Genomic DNA, 14,531 nt, shown 5'->3' with positions numbered 1-14,531 from the left:
CCGCCCGATGCTGTTGTCCTTTTTGAAAATCCTGTTCTTCTTCGCCGTCGTGCTGGCGCTGGCCTTCGGTGCCACCTGGCTGTCGGAAACCGGGCAATTGCTGCGGATCGAATATGGCGGCGTCGAATATGTGCTGACCCCGGTCAAGGCCGTGGTGGCGTTGGCGATCCTGGCCATCCTGGCCTGGCTGGTGATCCGCCTTCTGGGCCTGTTTCTCGCCTTCTTGCGCTTTCTCGCGGGCGACGAGACCGCGATCAACCGCTATTTTGCCCGATCGCGCGAACGCAAGGGCTATGCCGCCTTTGCCGAAGGGATGCTGGCCGTCGCATCGGGCGAGGGCAAGCTGGCGCAGGACAAGGCTGCCAAGGCCGCGCGCTATCTGAACCAACCGCATCTGACGAACCTTCTGGCCGCGCAGGCGGCGGAAACAGCGGGCGACCGCCAGAAGGCCATCGCCGTCTATCGCGAGCTTCTGGGAGACGACCGCACCCGCTTCGTCGGGATCCGCGGCCTGATGCGCCAGAAACTGGCCGAAGGCGACACCCATAAGGCGTTGCTGCTGGCGCAAAAGGCCTATGCGCTGAAACCCCGCCACAAGGAGGTGCAGGACACGCTGCTCGAACTTCAAACGCGCGAGCATGACTGGAAGGGCGCGCGCCGCACCCTCAGGGACAAGAAGGCCCAAGGCGATCTTCCCAAGGATGTGGCGCTGCGCCGCGACGCGGTCCTTGCCCTGCAAGAGGCATCCGAGGTTCTGGCCAAGGGCAATTCCATCAGCGCCCGCGAGGCTGCAATTTCGGCCGCCAAGGCCTCTCCCGACCTGATCCCGGCGGCGGTCCTGGCCGCGCGCAGCTATATCGCGCAAAAGGATTACCGCAACGCATCGCGCATCCTGGAAAAGACATGGAGCGTGCGGCCCCATCCCGACATCGCCGCCGCCTATGCCGAAATCGCCCCCGACGAATCGCGCCAGGCCCGGCTGCGCCGTTTCGAAGCGCTGATCCGCAAGAATCCCGACCATGAGGAAACGCGCCTGCTTCAGGCGGAGTTGTTGCTTGCTGCCGAGGATTTCCCCGGCGCCCGGCGCGCGCTCGGCGACCTGGCGACGAAACATCCGACCGTCCGGACGCTGTCGATCATGGCGGCGATCGAACGGGGCGAAGGGGCCGATGACAGCGTCGTGCGCGGCTGGCTGACCCGCGCGCTGACTGCCTCGCGCGGCCCGCAATGGTGCTGCGACAAATGTCACAACGTGATGCCCGAATGGGCGCCGGTTTGCGACAGCTGCAATGGCTTCGATACGCTGACCTGGCGCGAACCGGACGGCCCGCGCGCCAGCCCGGCCCCCGCCTCGGCGGCCGGAGCCGAGATGCTGCCGCTTCTGGTTGGCGCCTCCGCGCCGGCCCCGGAAAAGCCGGCGGCGCCGGTGGCGCCCTCCCGGGCGCCGCAGGGCACGGCGCCGCGTGCCGAACCCGGCCCGGCCCCCGCGTCGCGCAACGTGCCCCGGGTCGCACCGGGCATGGTGCCGCGCGAATCGGATTACGACGATTACGAACCGGCCCGCACGATCACCGAACCCTCCGCCGGATCGGGCCCCGTCCCCGACCTCACCGGCAAGGCCGAGGCCTCTCCCGCCCGCGACGCCCCGCCGCTGGTGATCCCCGAAACGCCTCCCGCGACCGCGCAAGCCCCGGAGCCCGCCGACGAGCCCACCGCCCGACCTGCCGCCGAACCCCTGGTCGAACCGGCGCCGAAGCCCGAGCCCGAGCCCGAGCCCCGCATGGTCCGCCCCGACGTGGAACCCCCGGAAGAGGCCGACTGGACCGAGGGCAAGACCCGCCCTTGACCGTCCATGCCACCACCCGCCGCGCCCCCGACCGGGGCGCGGCGACCCGTGCGCCCCGAAACGACCGCAAGACGAAAAAATCCGCCCGCGCCCCCTTCCCCCCCGCCACCGAAGGTGCTAATCCGCCCTCCACAGTCTGGATGCCGCTGTAGCTCAGCTGGTAGAGCACGTCATTCGTAATGATGGGGTCGGGGGTTCGAGTCCCTTCAGCGGCACCACTTTCCCCCGGAAGGTGAGACAGACTTCAAGGCGCAGCCCCGAACGCCGCGCGATCCTCCACCAGATCGACGATCCTGTCAGAGCGGCTCGGCCGCGCGCCGAACGTGCAAGCCGTCCCGGCCGCATGGTCAATGGCAAAACGCCCCGCCCCGTGGGGCAGGGCGCGCCTGGTCTTTGCCCTGGTCCAAATATCCTCAGGTCGGGGGGCGAAGCGCCCCCGGCGTTCGCGGAACGCAGACAGATCAGACCAGTCGCCCTTGCTCCATGGCGGCCCGCACGAAGCCCGCGAATAGCGGCGCGGGCTCGAAGGGCTTCGATTTCAGCTCGGGATGCGACTGCACGCCGATGAACCAGGGATGGTCGGGATATTCGATCACTTCGGGCAGTTTTCCATCGGGCGACATGCCCGAGAACCGCAGCCCGGCTGCTTCCAACCGCTCGCGATAGGCGGCGTCCACCTCGTAGCGGTGACGGTGGCGGTCCTCGATTTCGGTCGCGCCGCCATAAACCTCCGAGATGCGTGAGCCCTGCGACAGCACTGCCGTATAGGCCCCCAATCGCATCGTGCCCCCCTTGTCGTCATCAGGCTTGCGCTTGACAGTATAGTTCCCCTGCACCCATTCCTTGAGGTGATAGACAACTGGGGTAAAGCGCGTCTGTCCGGCCTCGTGGTCGAATTCCTCCGACCCCGCATCGGGCATCTCGGCCAGGTTCCGCGCGGCCTCGATCACGGCCATCTGCATCCCTAGGCAGATGCCCAGATAGGGCACCTTCTTCTCGCGCGCGTAACGCGCGGCGGCCACCATGCCCTCGGTCCCGCGCTCGCCGAAACCGCCCGGCACGATGATGCCGTGATAGCCGTCCAGAAGATGCGCGCCCTCGCCCTCCAGCTTCTCGCTGTCCACCCAGTCGGCCCGCACGCGGACCCGGTTGGCCATCCCGCCATGGGTCAGCGCCTCGGCGATGGATTTGTAGGCGTCCTCCAGTTGGGTGTATTTCCCCACGACAGCGATCCGCACCTCGCCCTCGGCATTCTCCAGCCGGTCCATCACATCCTCCCATTTCGAGAGGTCGGGGCGCGGCGCCGGGCTGATCTGGAACGCGTCCAGCACCGCCCGGTCCAGCCCCGCGCGGTGATAGGCCAGGGGCGCCTCGTAGATCGACTTCAGGTCATAGGCCGGGATCACGGCATCTGGGCGGACATTGCAGAACAGCGCGATCTTGGCGCGTTCCTTTTCCGGGATGGGATGTTCGGACCGGCAGACCAGCACGTCGGGGGCAAGGCCGATCGACTGCAATTCCTTGACCGAATGCTGCGTGGGCTTGGTCTTCAGCTCGCCCGAGGCCGCCAGATAGGGCAACAGCGTCAGATGCATCAGGATGCATTCGCCGCGCGGACGCTCGTGGATGAATTGCCGGATTGCCTCGAAGAAGGGCAGGCCCTCGATATCGCCGACCGTGCCGCCGATCTCGCAGAGCATGAAATCGACCTCGTCCTCGCCGATGGCCAGGAAGTCCTTGATCTCGTTGGTCACGTGGGGGATCACCTGGATCGTCTTGCCCAGATATTCGCCCCGTCGCTCTTTCTCCAGCACGTTGGAATAGACGCGCCCGCTGCTGATGCTGTCGGTGCGCCGCGCCGCGACGCCGGTGAACCGCTCGTAATGCCCCAGATCCAGATCCGTTTCGGCGCCGTCATCGGTGACAAAGACCTCTCCGTGCTCGAACGGGCTCATCGTGCCGGGATCGACGTTCAGATAGGGGTCGAGCTTGCGCAGCCTGACGGTGAAGCCGCGCGCCTGCAGCAGCGCCCCCAACGCCGCTGAGGCAAGGCCCTTGCCAAGCGAGGACACAACGCCGCCGGTGATGAAGATATAACGCGCCATGAGGCCCCCGTGATCTGCAATTCGTCTGTCTGCTGGCCGTTGCGCACAACCGGTATCACGGGATTTGGACAATAGCCGATTCGCCCCGTGGCCGCAACGGACCCCAAGTTCATGTGGGACGGCTCAGGCCGCCCCCAAGTCGTTGTGTCGGTTCAGTTTGCCGGAGGCGGCGCCACCGCATCGCCTGCATTGCCGGGCGCCGCCTCGGGCGCCGCTTCGGGCGCGGCCGGCGCGACCACATCGGGCGCCGCCGCCTCGGGTGCCGCCGCCTCGGGTGCGTCCGGCGCGGGCGGGGTCAGCGGGTTGCCGCCCGTCGCAGGCGGGGGCGTATAAAGCGGCATGTTCGGCACGGCCGGCGTGGCGGGCTGGTCGCCCCCGGTCACGCCGATCTGGTCCATGATCGACCCGGTCGAGGCCTGACGCGCCGCGATCACCGTCAGCGCCAGCGAGGTGCAGAAGATCGCCACGCCCAGGATCCAGGTCATCCGCGTCAGAGCATTCGCGGCCTGACGGCCCGACATGACGCCACCACCGCCGCCGCCCATGCCGAGACCGCCCCCTTCCGAGCGTTGCAGCAGGACGACCCCGGTCAACAGCACGGCAAGGATCAGATGGACGGTCAGGATGACGTTTTCCACGGCTTTCGGCCTTTCATTTGCGGACGCGCCTATCTAGTCACCTGTCGGGGTGATGGCAAGCAAGACTGTCCCCGGACCAGCGAGGCGTGACATGACGGCATTGATGATCCAGGGCACCGGCTCGAATGTCGGCAAATCGCTGCTGGTGGCGGGGCTCTGCCGCGCGGCCCGCAGGCGCGGCATCCGTGTCGCCCCCTTCAAGCCGCAGAACATGTCCAACAACGCAGCCGTCACCCCGGATGGGGCCGAGATCGGGCGCGCCCAGGCCCTTCAGGCGCTGGCTGCGGGGATCGAGCCGCAGGCCGACATGAACCCCGTCCTGCTGAAGCCCGAGACCGATCGCGGCGCGCAGGTGATCCTGCAGGGCCGCGCCATCGCCCGGGCCGAGGCGCGCGATTATCAGGCGCTGAAGCCCCGCCTGCTGGGGGGCGTTCTGGACAGCTTCGCCCGCCTGTCCGCCGCGCACGATCTTGTCATCGTCGAGGGCGCGGGCAGCCCCGCCGAGGTGAACCTGCGCCCCCGCGACATCGCCAATATGGGATTCGCCCGCGCCGCCGGCGTGCCGGTCGTGCTGGCGGGCGACATCGACCGGGGCGGCGTGATCGCCCAGATCGTCGGCACGCAGGCCGTGATCGACCCCGAGGACGCCGCCATGATCCGCGGCTTCCTGATCAACAAGTTCCGGGGCGATCCGCGCCTTTTCGATGACGGCTACCGGATGATCGAGGCGCGGACCGGCTGGCCCGGCTTCGGTGTCCTGCCGTGGTTTCCGGGCGCCCATCGCCTGCCCGCCGAGGACGCGATGGACCTGCGCGGCGGGCGGGGCGAGGGGCTGCATGTCGTCTGCCTGACCCTGTCGCGCATCGCGAACTTCGACGATCTGGACCCTCTGGCGGCAGAACCGGGCGTGCGGTTGACCATGCTGCCGCCGGGCCGGGCCATTCCGGGCGATGCCGATCTGGTGATCCTGCCCGGCACGAAATCGACATTGGGCGATCTGGCCTTTCTGCGCGCGCAGGGCTGGGATATCGACCTTGCCGCCCATCATCGCCGGGGCGGGCATGTGCTGGGCATTTGCGGCGGCTACCAGATGCTGGGCCGCCTGATCGACGATCCCTCGGGCGCTGACGGGCAGGCGGGTCAGGTCGAGGGGCTGGGCCTTCTGGACGTGACGACGGTGATGGCGCCCGACAAGCGCATGACCCGTGCGGCGGGCACCGCGCTCGGTCAGATGGTTTTGGGCTACGAGATCCATATGGGCCGGACCCGTGGCCCCGATTGCGCGCGGCCTTTCGCCCATATCCCCGAACCGGACGGCGCGATCAGCCCTGACGGGCGGGCGATGGGCAGCTATCTGCACGGGCTTTTCCAGGATGACGGGTTCCGCGCGGCCTTTCTGGCGCGTCTGGGGGCGTCCTCGCAGCCGGGCTATGGGGCGGGGGTCGAGGCCACGCTGAACGATCTGGCCGACCATCTCGAGACGCATCTGGATGTGGCCGGCCTTCTGGCTGTCGCGCGCTGAGCGTCAACGCGGCGCGCGGTGCAGGGCTTGTGACCTTGTGGTGCTGGACGAAACCGGGCAGGCGCGCTACCTGATGGGCATGGAACATGCAAAGCCGCCCCTGAAGCTCTACCTCGCCGCGCCGCGCGGCTTTTGCGCGGGCGTGGACCGCGCGATCAAGATCGTCGAGATGGCGCTGCAGAAATGGGGCGCCCCGGTCTATGTCCGCCACGAGATCGTCCACAACAAGTTCGTGGTCGATCAGCTCCGCGAACAAGGTGCTGTTTTCGTTGAGGAGCTTGACGAATGCCCCGATGACCGGCCGGTGATCTTCTCGGCCCATGGCGTGCCCAAGGCGGTGCCGGCCGAGGCGCAGCGCCGTCAGATGCTTTATGTGGATGCGACCTGCCCGCTGGTCAGCAAGGTCCATATCGAGGCCGAACGCCACCACGCCGCCGGGTTGCAGATGGTGATGATCGGACATGCGGGACACCCGGAAGTGATTGGAACGATGGGGCAGTTGCCCGAGGGCGAGGTCATCCTGGTCGAGGATGTCGCCGATGTCGCCCGCATCGAGGTCCGCGACCCCGAGCGTCTGGCTTTCATCACGCAGACCACCCTGTCGGTCGATGACACGGCTGCCGTGGTCGAGGCTTTGCAGGCACGGTTTCCGGCCATCGTCGGACCGGCGAAGGAAGATATCTGCTATGCCACGACAAACCGCCAGGCTGCGGTCAAGGCGGTGGCGCCACATGTCGAGGCGCTTCTGGTGATCGGAGCCGAGAATTCCAGCAACTCCAAGCGGCTGGTCGAGGTAGGGCGGGCCGCCGGCTGCGGCTATGCGCAACTGGTGATGCGCGCGGCCGAGATCGACTGGCGCGCGCTGGACGGTATCGCCAGCATTGGCGTGACCGCGGGGGCCAGCGCGCCCGAGGTGCTGATCGACGAGGTTATCGACGCGTTTCGGGATCGCTATGACGTGACGATCAATGTGGTCGAGACGGCCGTCGAGCGGGTCGAGTTCAAGGTGCCGCGCGTGCTGCGCGAGACCGCCTGACCGGGGGCCAGCCCCCGGACCCCCGGGGTATTGGGACAACGAAGAAGAGGTTCTGGGGTGCGGCTCTATTCAATGCCTTCGTCAGGCAACAGCTACAAGGTGCGGCTGCTGCTGGCGCTGACCGGACGGGACTGTCCGCGCGTCGATGTCGAATATGGAAGTCCGGCTTTGGAGGCCGCGCATCGCGAGGGGCGGCTGCCCTTTGGTAAGGCTCCGGTCCTGGAATTGCCGGAGGGGGCGTTGCTGCCGGAATCGAATGCAATCCTGTGCTGGCTGGGCGAAGGCGGGCCGTTCTGGCCCGAGGATCCGCTGGACCGGGCGCGGATGATGGGCTGGATGTTCTGGGAGCAGAACCAGCATGAGGGCGTGATCGCCGTCCGGGGTGCGCTGGCCTGCTATCCGCATCGCGCCGCCGAGGCCACGCCCCAGCGGATGGCGGCGCTGCTGGAGGCGGGGCATCGGCTGTTGGGGGTGATGGAGGCGCATCTGGACGGGCGCGACTGGCTGGTGGGCGCGGGGCCGAGCCTGGCCGATATCTGTCTTTATGCCTATACGCACAGCGCAGGCCGCCGGGGCGGGTTCGCGATGGAGCGTTTCCCCGCGATCGGGGCATGGCTGGACCGGGTTGCTGGTTTGCCGGGATATGTGGGGCTGGATGACTGATCTCTATGCCTGGACCGACGGCGCCTGCAGTGGCAATCCCGGCCCCGGGGGATGGGGCGTGCTGATGCGTGCGCTGGACGGCGCGACCGTGGTCAAGGAGCGCGAGCTGCAGGGGGGCGAGGCGCAAACCACCAACAACCGCATGGAACTGATGGCCGCGATCAGCGCGCTTGAGGCGCTGACCCGGCCCAGCAAGATCGTGATCGTGACCGACAGCAATTACGTCAGGAACGGCGTAACGCAGTGGATCCACGGCTGGAAGCGCAACGGTTGGAAGACGGCTGACAAGAAGCCTGTCAGGAATGTCGATTTGTGGCAGCGGCTGGACGCTGCTCAGGCCGTGCACCAGGTCGAGTGGCGCTGGATCAAGGGTCATGCGGGCCATGCCGAGAACGAGCGCGCCGATGAGCTGGCGCGCGCCGGGATGGCGCCCTTCAAATGACGCTGGATGCGCTGGTCACGGTGCTGGATTACGGATCGGTGCTGATCTTTGCGCTGACCGGGGCGCTGGTGGCCAGCCGGGCGCAGCTGGACCCTGTGGGCTTCGTCTTCATGGCGGCGCTGACGGCGGTGGGGGGCGGGACGCTGCGCGACCTGATCCTGAACCGCGAGGCGGTGTTCTGGGTGGCCAACCCCTCCTATGTGCTGCTGGCGGCGGGGGCGGCGCTGGTCGTGTTCTGGACCGCGCATCTGCTGGAGAGCCGCCAGCGCTGGCTGGTCTGGCTGGACAGCGTGGCCTTGGCCGTGGCGGTGGCGGCAGGCGCGGGCGTGGCGATGGAGATGGGATCGCCCCCGGTCATCGTGGTCATCATGGGCATCGCCACCGGCACTTTCGGCGGGCTGATGCGCGATGTGGTGGGCAACGAGGTGCCGCTGGTCTTCAAGCAGGGCGAGCTGTATCTGACCGCGGCCTTCGGCGGTGCGGTGGCCGCGGTGGTGCTGGTCTGGCTGGGGCTGGACCGGGCCGAGGCGTTGATCGCCGGTGCGGTGGTGGTCTGGGTGCTGCGGGCGGGCAGCCTGGCCTTTGGCTGGGCGCTGCCGCTCTATCGGCCGCGCCCGCCGCGGCGCTAGCGCAGGACCGGGGGGCCTTCGCGGCCCGGCCGCATGTTCTGGACTCCGCCGCGCAGCCCCTGGCCGATCCGATGCGCCAGCTGCGACCATGCCCGCGCGGACCAGGGGGGCAGGGTGCGGCGCAGGGCCTCGTCGAACAGCGCCAGCCAGATCTCGAAATGTTCGGGGCGGACATTGCCCGCCGACAGATGCGCGCGCATCGGGCTGCCGTTATAGCCCGCCTTGTTCAGGATCGCGCCTGCCCAGAAGGCGGTGATGCGGGCTTCATGCGCGGGCCAGTCGCCGACATGTTCGGCAAAGATCGGGCCCAGCACCTCGTGCCGGCGCACGGCGGCGTAGAAGACGGCAACCGTGCGGGCGATTTCGGGTTCGGTGATGTCGAAACGCGGCTCCATCCGGGCCAGATGGACCGGCGGCGGGGCGGTTGCAAGGGGGGCCGCGCGGCGCTATGCGGGCGCACCCGGTCGCAGCCCACCCGGACAAAACAGGAGCATCCCATGGCCCATTACACCGACGCGCTGACCCAGCTGGGCAGCGCCACCACCCTGCCGCAGCACCCCGACGAGGCCGTGCTGGAGCGTGTCCCCAACCCCCAGCCCGGCCAGAGCTATGCCGTGCGCTTCACCCAGCCCGAATTCACCAGCCTCTGCCCGCTGACCGGCCAGCCCGATTTCGCGCATCTGGTGATCGACTATGTCCCCGGCGACTGGCTGGTGGAATCGAAATCGCTGAAGCTGTTTCTGGGCAGTTTCCGCAATCACGGCGCCTTCCATGAGGATTGCACCGTGGGCATCGGGCGCCGCATCGCCGACCTGCTGGAGCCGCAATGGCTGCGCATCGGCGGATACTGGTATCCGCGCGGCGGCATGCCGATCGATGTCTTCTGGCAGACGGGGGCCGCGCCTGCGGGCCTGTGGCTGCCCGATCAGGGTGTGCCGACCTATCGCGGGCGCGGCTGAGGCGGCTTGCGGCGCGGCGGGTCCGTTTCTATAGAGGGTTCATGATTTTCAGGGCGTTCGGCATCCGAATTAGCAGCCCGGCGGCGTGAGGTTTCGCGCCGCCGGGTTTGCCTGTGCCCGAACGACCGACAAAGGACCGCCCCCATGAGCGATGCGACCCCCGATTACCGCGACACCGTCTTTCTGCCCCGCACCGACTTTCCCATGCGCGCGGGCCTGCCCGCCCGCGAGCCCGAATGGCTAAAGCGGTGGGCGCGCATCGGCGTCTATGACCGGCTGCGCGCGACCGCGGCGGGGCGCAGGCCCTTCGTGCTGCATGACGGCCCGCCCTATGCGAACGGCCATCTGCATATCGGTCACGCGCTGAACAAGACGATCAAGGACATCGTGGTGCGGTCGCATCAGATGATGGGCTATGACGCGCGCTATGTTCCAGGCTGGGATTGTCACGGCCTGCCCATCGAATGGAAGATCGAGGAGAAATACCGCAAGGAGGGCCGCGACAAGGACGCGGTCGATCTGGTCGAGTTCCGTCAGGAATGCCGTCGTTTCGCCGATGAATGGGTGGGCATCCAGCGCGAGGAGTTCAAGCGTCTTGGCGTGACCGGGGCCTGGGACCGGCCCTATCTGACGATGGATTTCCATGCCGAGGCCGTGATCGCGGCCGAGTTCATGAAGCTGGTGATGAACGGCTCGCTCTATCAGGGGTCGAAGCCCGTGATGTGGTCGCCCGTGGAAAAGACCGCCCTGGCCGAGGCCGAGGTCGAGTATCACGACCATACCAGCCACACGATCTGGGTGCGGTTCGGGGTGGTCAGCGGAGCGGGTATTTTTGCAACGGAGAAATCCGCGGCGGTGGTGATCTGGACCACGACGCCGTGGACCATTCCGCAGAACCGGGCCGTCGCCTTCAATCCTGTGATCGCCTATGGCCTCTATCAGGTCGATGGCGTGGCCGAGGGCTCTAACGCTGCGGTCGGCGAGCGTCTGGTGCTGGCCGATGCGCTGGCCGAGGGCGTCATGGCACAGGCCAGGATCACGGGCTTCAGCCGGGTGGCCGATGTGACCGCCGCCGATCTGGAGGGGCTGATCCTGGCCCATCCCCTGCGCGGGGTCGAGGGGGGCGCGGGCGAGTGGGATTACGACGTGCCCATGCTGCCCGGCGATCATGTCACCGACGAGGCGGGGACGGGCTTTGTGCATACCGCGCCCAGCCATGGCGATGACGACTATCAGCTGGGGCTGCGCTTTAATCTGCCGATGACCTATAATGTCGAACCGGATGGAAGCTATCGCAAGGATCTGCCCATCTTCGGGGGGCAAGCGATCATCGCGCCCGATGGCAAGGACGGCCCCGCGAATGTCAGCGTGATCAAGCAACTGGCCTGGGCGGGGGCGCTGCTGGCCAAGGGCAAGATCAAGCACTCTTATCCGCATAGCTGGCGGTCCAAGGCGCCGCTGATCTATCGCAACACGCCGCAATGGTTCGCGGCCATCGACAAGCCGTTGGATGACGGCTTGGGCCAATATGGCGACACGATCCGCAGGCGGGCGCTGAACAGCATCGACAAGCTGGTGAAATGGTGGCCCCAGTCCGGGCGCAATCGTATCCATGCCATGGTCGAGAACCGGCCCGATTGGGTCCTGTCGCGCCAGCGGGCCTGGGGCGTGCCGTTGACCTGCTTCGTGAAGAAGGGGGCCAGCCCCACCGATGACGATTTCCTGTTGCGCGACGCGCGAGTGAACCAGCGTATCGTCGAGGCCTTCGAGGCGAATGGCGCCGATGTCTGGTACAGCGCGGGCTTCAAGGCGCGGATTCTCGACGGCATTGTGGATCCCGAAGCCTATGAACAGGTGATGGACGTTCTGGATGTGTGGTTCGATAGCGGTTCGACCCACAGTTTCGTGCTGCGCGACCGCGAGGATGGCGCGCCCGACGGCATCGCCGATGTCTATCTGGAGGGCACCGACCAGCATCGCGGCTGGTTCCAGTCCTCGCTGTTGCAAGCCAGCGCGACCAGGGGTCGTGCGCCCTATCGCAATGTGGTCACGCATGGCTTCACGCTGGACGAGAAGGGCATGAAGATGTCCAAATCGCTTGGCAATACCATCGTGCCGGCCGAGGTGGTCGAACAATACGGCGCCGATATCCTGCGCTTGTGGGTGGCGCAGGCGGATTATACTGCCGATCAGCGCATCGGCCCCGAGATCCTCAAGGGCACCGCCGACAGCTATCGCCGGTTGCGCAACACGCTGCGCTTCCTGCTGGGTTCGCTGGCTGACTGGTCCGAGGCCGAACGTATCGAACCCGCGCAGATGCCCGAGCTGGAACAATGGGTGCTGCACCGTCTGGCGCAGCTGGATCACCAGGTCCGCAAGGGCTATGCGGCCTTCGATTTCCAGGGCGTCTTCCAGACGCTGTTCCAGTTCTGCACCGTCGATCTGTCGGCCTTCTATTTCGATATCCGCAAGGACGCGCTGTATTGCGATGGGTTGAACAGCGAGCGCCGCCGGGCGGCGCGGACGGTGCTGGACCTGCTGTTCCATCGCCTTGTGACCTGGCTGGCGCCGATCCTGCCCTTCACGATGGAGGATGTCTGGCTGTCGCGTTTCCCGTCCGAGGATGACAGCGTGCATCTGCATGACTTCGCCCAGACCCCGGCGGATTGGCTGAACGAACCCCTGGCTGCGAAATGGGACCATGTCCGCCGCGCCCGCCGTGTCGTGACCGCCGCGCTGGAGGTCAAGCGCTCCGACAAGACCATCGGCGCCAGCCTCGAGGCCGCGCCGGTCGTCCATGTCGAGGATGCGGCCATGCTGGCCGCGCTGAAATCGGTAGCCTTCGCGGATGTCTGCATCACCTCGGATCTGGTGCTGACCGCCGATCCCGCCCCGGCCGAGGCCTTCCGCATGGCCGAGACCCCGGGCATCGGCGTGGTCTTCGAGATGGCCGAGGGTCAGAAATGCCAGCGCTGTTGGAAGATCCTGCCGGATGTGGGCAGCCACAGGCATCCCGGCACCTGCGCGCGCTGCGACTCGGTCCTTGGATGAATGGCGACAACCCGCGCGAGCCTGCCCGCGCGGGTTGCCCGGCTGCGGCTCTTCGGACCCGGCAGGCGGCGGCCATCCTGCGCGATCCGCCAGCCCGGCGGCAAGATACCGAACTGCCGGATGGAACGGTGCCGGTGGCCGAATATGCCTGAGGGTGGGGGCGGCCAGTGCTGCCTCGCGTCTCTGGTGCAGGGGATCTGACGGGCTGGTCTGTGCGCGGTATCCCGCAGGAGGCCCATGCTGCACGGGGCAGGCCATTGTCCCCGACTGGCGAGCGATGACATGAACGGGCTCTGAGCGGGTTGAACGCTCTGGCGGTCTTGCGCGGGCAGAGGCTGGCCCAGATGGCCGTCGCCATGGCGCTGCAAGCGGGCCCGTCACCCGCGCGCCGATCGGCGACTTGCGGCCGATCGGCGACTTGCGGGCCGAGACGGTGCGCGATTGCGAGGGCGCGCTGGAGCTGCGCGATTGCCAGCCCCGTGGAATTGGCCGGATCGACAAAGTGTCCCCAAGGGCGACGTGACCATCTGGGCACCGTCCTTGCAGGAGGCGGACGAGGACCGCTAGACCAGCCACCAGCCCTTGGCGCGGATCTGGTTGCGGATCGCGCGTTCCTGGCGCGGAAGGGGTCGCCCCTCGAAAAGGGGGCGCACCTTTTCGCGCCCCTTCCGCTGATAGATCAGCTTGCGGGCGGGTTCCCATTCGCGCAGGTGGCGGCGGATCGCCTTGTCGGCGACCGCTTCCTCGAGTTGGGCGATCTGTGTCTCGGTGCCAAGCGCATAGAGCAGCGGCAGCTTGCGATAGTGAAAGGTAATCTCGCCATCCAGCCCGGCCAGATCGGCGCCCGGCCTGCCGCCGCCGAAGCTGTGGATCACCAGGGGCAGCACGACCTGATCCAGCCAGGGGTCCATCACCTGGCAGGCCAGTTCGTCATGCGGGTCGTCGCGCAGCGCGCGCGCCCATTCCAGATAGCGGCGTCCGAATTCGACCGGGTCATTGCCGACGAACCAGCCGGCGTTGAAATAGAGATAGCGTTCCCAATGCTCGTCCGGCTGGGTCAGATCCAGGCTGGAGTCGAAATCCAGCCCGAAGCGGTCATAGATCGACTTCCAGATCGCGCCATAGCCCGGGCCGTAAAGCGGGGGCTGCGGCCAGGTTCCCTCGCGCCGCATCGAGGCCGCGGGGCGGCTGAAATCCGCCTTGATGGCGTCCAGCGGGCCGGTGATCAGCGTGTCGGTGTCCAGAAACAGGAATGGCTCGTGCGGTGGCAGCAGCGGCAGCGCCTCGATCTTGTTGCCCTGCGGATAGGCCGCGCCGAATGTGGTCGCGGTAAAGGGCAGGATCTCGGCGCCCAGATCCGTCAGGATCGCGCGACCGGCATCCGACAGGGTCGTCTGGTGGCCAGCCCATGCGCCTTCGGGGCGCGGCTCGGCCAGAATCGCACGCCCGCACCAGTCCGGCGAGGCCCGGCGAAGGCTGGCCATGAGGATGATCGCCTCGAATTCAAGCCGCCCGGACTGGGTGATGGCCAGAATGTTCGCGTGAACTGACTGCTTCATGCTGCGGTAACTCGGCGGTTGGTGACACCGCACGCAGGATAGGCCCCGGGGCCTCGGGGCGGAAGCCCAGGAAGGCGGGCG

12 protein-coding genes and 1 tRNA gene are annotated in these 14,531 nt (G+C 67.4%); 9 read left to right on the top strand and 4 right to left on the bottom strand.

Annotation, left to right across the window (positions count from 1 at the left end):
- The first annotated feature begins 7 nt into the window (after positions 1-7).
- Positions 8-1,846, top strand: a complete 1,839-nt coding sequence (locus tag KY389_RS10440) for a heme biosynthesis protein HemY (RefSeq protein ID WP_219830876.1) — start codon at positions 8-10, stop codon at positions 1,844-1,846.
- Between the two features lie 142 nt (positions 1,847-1,988).
- Positions 1,989-2,064: transfer RNA gene (locus KY389_RS10435), tRNA-Thr, on the top strand.
- A gap of 243 nt (positions 2,065-2,307) precedes the next feature.
- On the opposite strand, the gene pyrG is transcribed toward KY389_RS10435, so the two are convergent.
- Positions 2,308-3,951, bottom strand: a complete 1,644-nt coding sequence (gene pyrG, locus KY389_RS10430; RefSeq protein ID WP_219830875.1) for a CTP synthase — start codon at positions 3,949-3,951, stop codon at positions 2,308-2,310.
- Between the two features lie 152 nt (positions 3,952-4,103).
- Positions 4,104-4,589 carry a preprotein translocase subunit SecG gene (gene secG / locus KY389_RS10425; RefSeq protein WP_219830874.1) on the bottom strand — a complete coding sequence of 162 codons (486 nt, stop codon included), beginning with the start codon at positions 4,587-4,589 and terminating at the stop codon, positions 4,104-4,106.
- Positions 4,590-4,680: 91 nt separating this feature from the next.
- Between secG and KY389_RS10420 the strand changes: the two genes are divergently transcribed.
- From KY389_RS10420 to KY389_RS10400, 5 genes are all read left to right on the top strand, one after another.
- Positions 4,681-6,111: a cobyric acid synthase gene (locus tag KY389_RS10420; RefSeq protein ID WP_219830873.1), complete on the top strand. Its 1,431-nt coding sequence runs from the start codon at positions 4,681-4,683 to the stop codon at positions 6,109-6,111.
- Between the two features lie 79 nt (positions 6,112-6,190).
- Positions 6,191-7,147, top strand: coding sequence for a 4-hydroxy-3-methylbut-2-enyl diphosphate reductase (ispH, locus tag KY389_RS10415; protein WP_219830911.1), 957 nt, complete (start codon positions 6,191-6,193; stop codon positions 7,145-7,147).
- A gap of 57 nt (positions 7,148-7,204) precedes the next feature.
- Positions 7,205-7,810, top strand: a complete 606-nt coding sequence (locus tag KY389_RS10410; protein ID WP_219830872.1) for a glutathione S-transferase family protein — start codon at positions 7,205-7,207, stop codon at positions 7,808-7,810.
- Positions 7,803-8,252: a ribonuclease HI gene (rnhA, locus tag KY389_RS10405; RefSeq protein WP_219830871.1), complete on the top strand. Its 450-nt coding sequence runs from the start codon at positions 7,803-7,805 to the stop codon at positions 8,250-8,252. The genes KY389_RS10410 and rnhA overlap by 8 nt, the downstream gene beginning before the upstream one ends.
- Entirely contained in the window at positions 8,249-8,881 is a 633-nt protein-coding gene (locus tag KY389_RS10400) for a trimeric intracellular cation channel family protein (RefSeq protein WP_219830870.1), read from the top strand. The genes rnhA and KY389_RS10400 overlap by 4 nt, the downstream gene beginning before the upstream one ends.
- On the opposite strand, the gene KY389_RS10395 is transcribed toward KY389_RS10400, so the two are convergent.
- Positions 8,878-9,276 (bottom strand): group III truncated hemoglobin, encoded by a 399-nt coding sequence (locus tag KY389_RS10395; RefSeq protein ID WP_219830869.1) that lies wholly within the window; start codon positions 9,274-9,276, stop codon positions 8,878-8,880. The genes KY389_RS10400 and KY389_RS10395 overlap by 4 nt on opposite strands.
- Before the next feature lie 102 nt (positions 9,277-9,378).
- Here KY389_RS10395 and queF point away from each other — a divergent pair, with 102 nt between their 5' ends.
- Together queF and ileS are read left to right on the top strand one after the other, a co-directional pair.
- Complete coding sequence (gene queF / locus KY389_RS10390; protein WP_219830868.1) at positions 9,379-9,840, top strand: preQ(1) synthase; 462 nt, start codon at positions 9,379-9,381, stop codon at positions 9,838-9,840.
- Between the two features lie 144 nt (positions 9,841-9,984).
- A complete protein-coding gene (gene ileS / locus KY389_RS10385) occupies positions 9,985-12,891 on the top strand; it encodes an isoleucine--tRNA ligase (RefSeq protein ID WP_219830867.1) in 2,907 nt (968 codons plus the stop codon).
- 563 nt (positions 12,892-13,454) lie between these two features.
- Here the strand turns inward: ileS and KY389_RS10380 are convergent.
- Positions 13,455-14,450, bottom strand: coding sequence for a hypothetical protein (locus tag KY389_RS10380; protein WP_219830866.1), 996 nt, complete (start codon positions 14,448-14,450; stop codon positions 13,455-13,457).
- Positions 14,451-14,531 lie beyond the last annotated feature (81 nt).

This window comes from Paracoccus bogoriensis (genome assembly GCF_019431455.1).
In the GTDB taxonomy this organism is placed as follows: Bacteria; Pseudomonadota; Alphaproteobacteria; order Rhodobacterales; family Rhodobacteraceae; genus Paracoccus; species Paracoccus bogoriensis.
The sequence above is the reverse complement of the archived record's forward strand: the minus strand, read 5'-3'. Positions and strand labels throughout refer to the sequence as shown.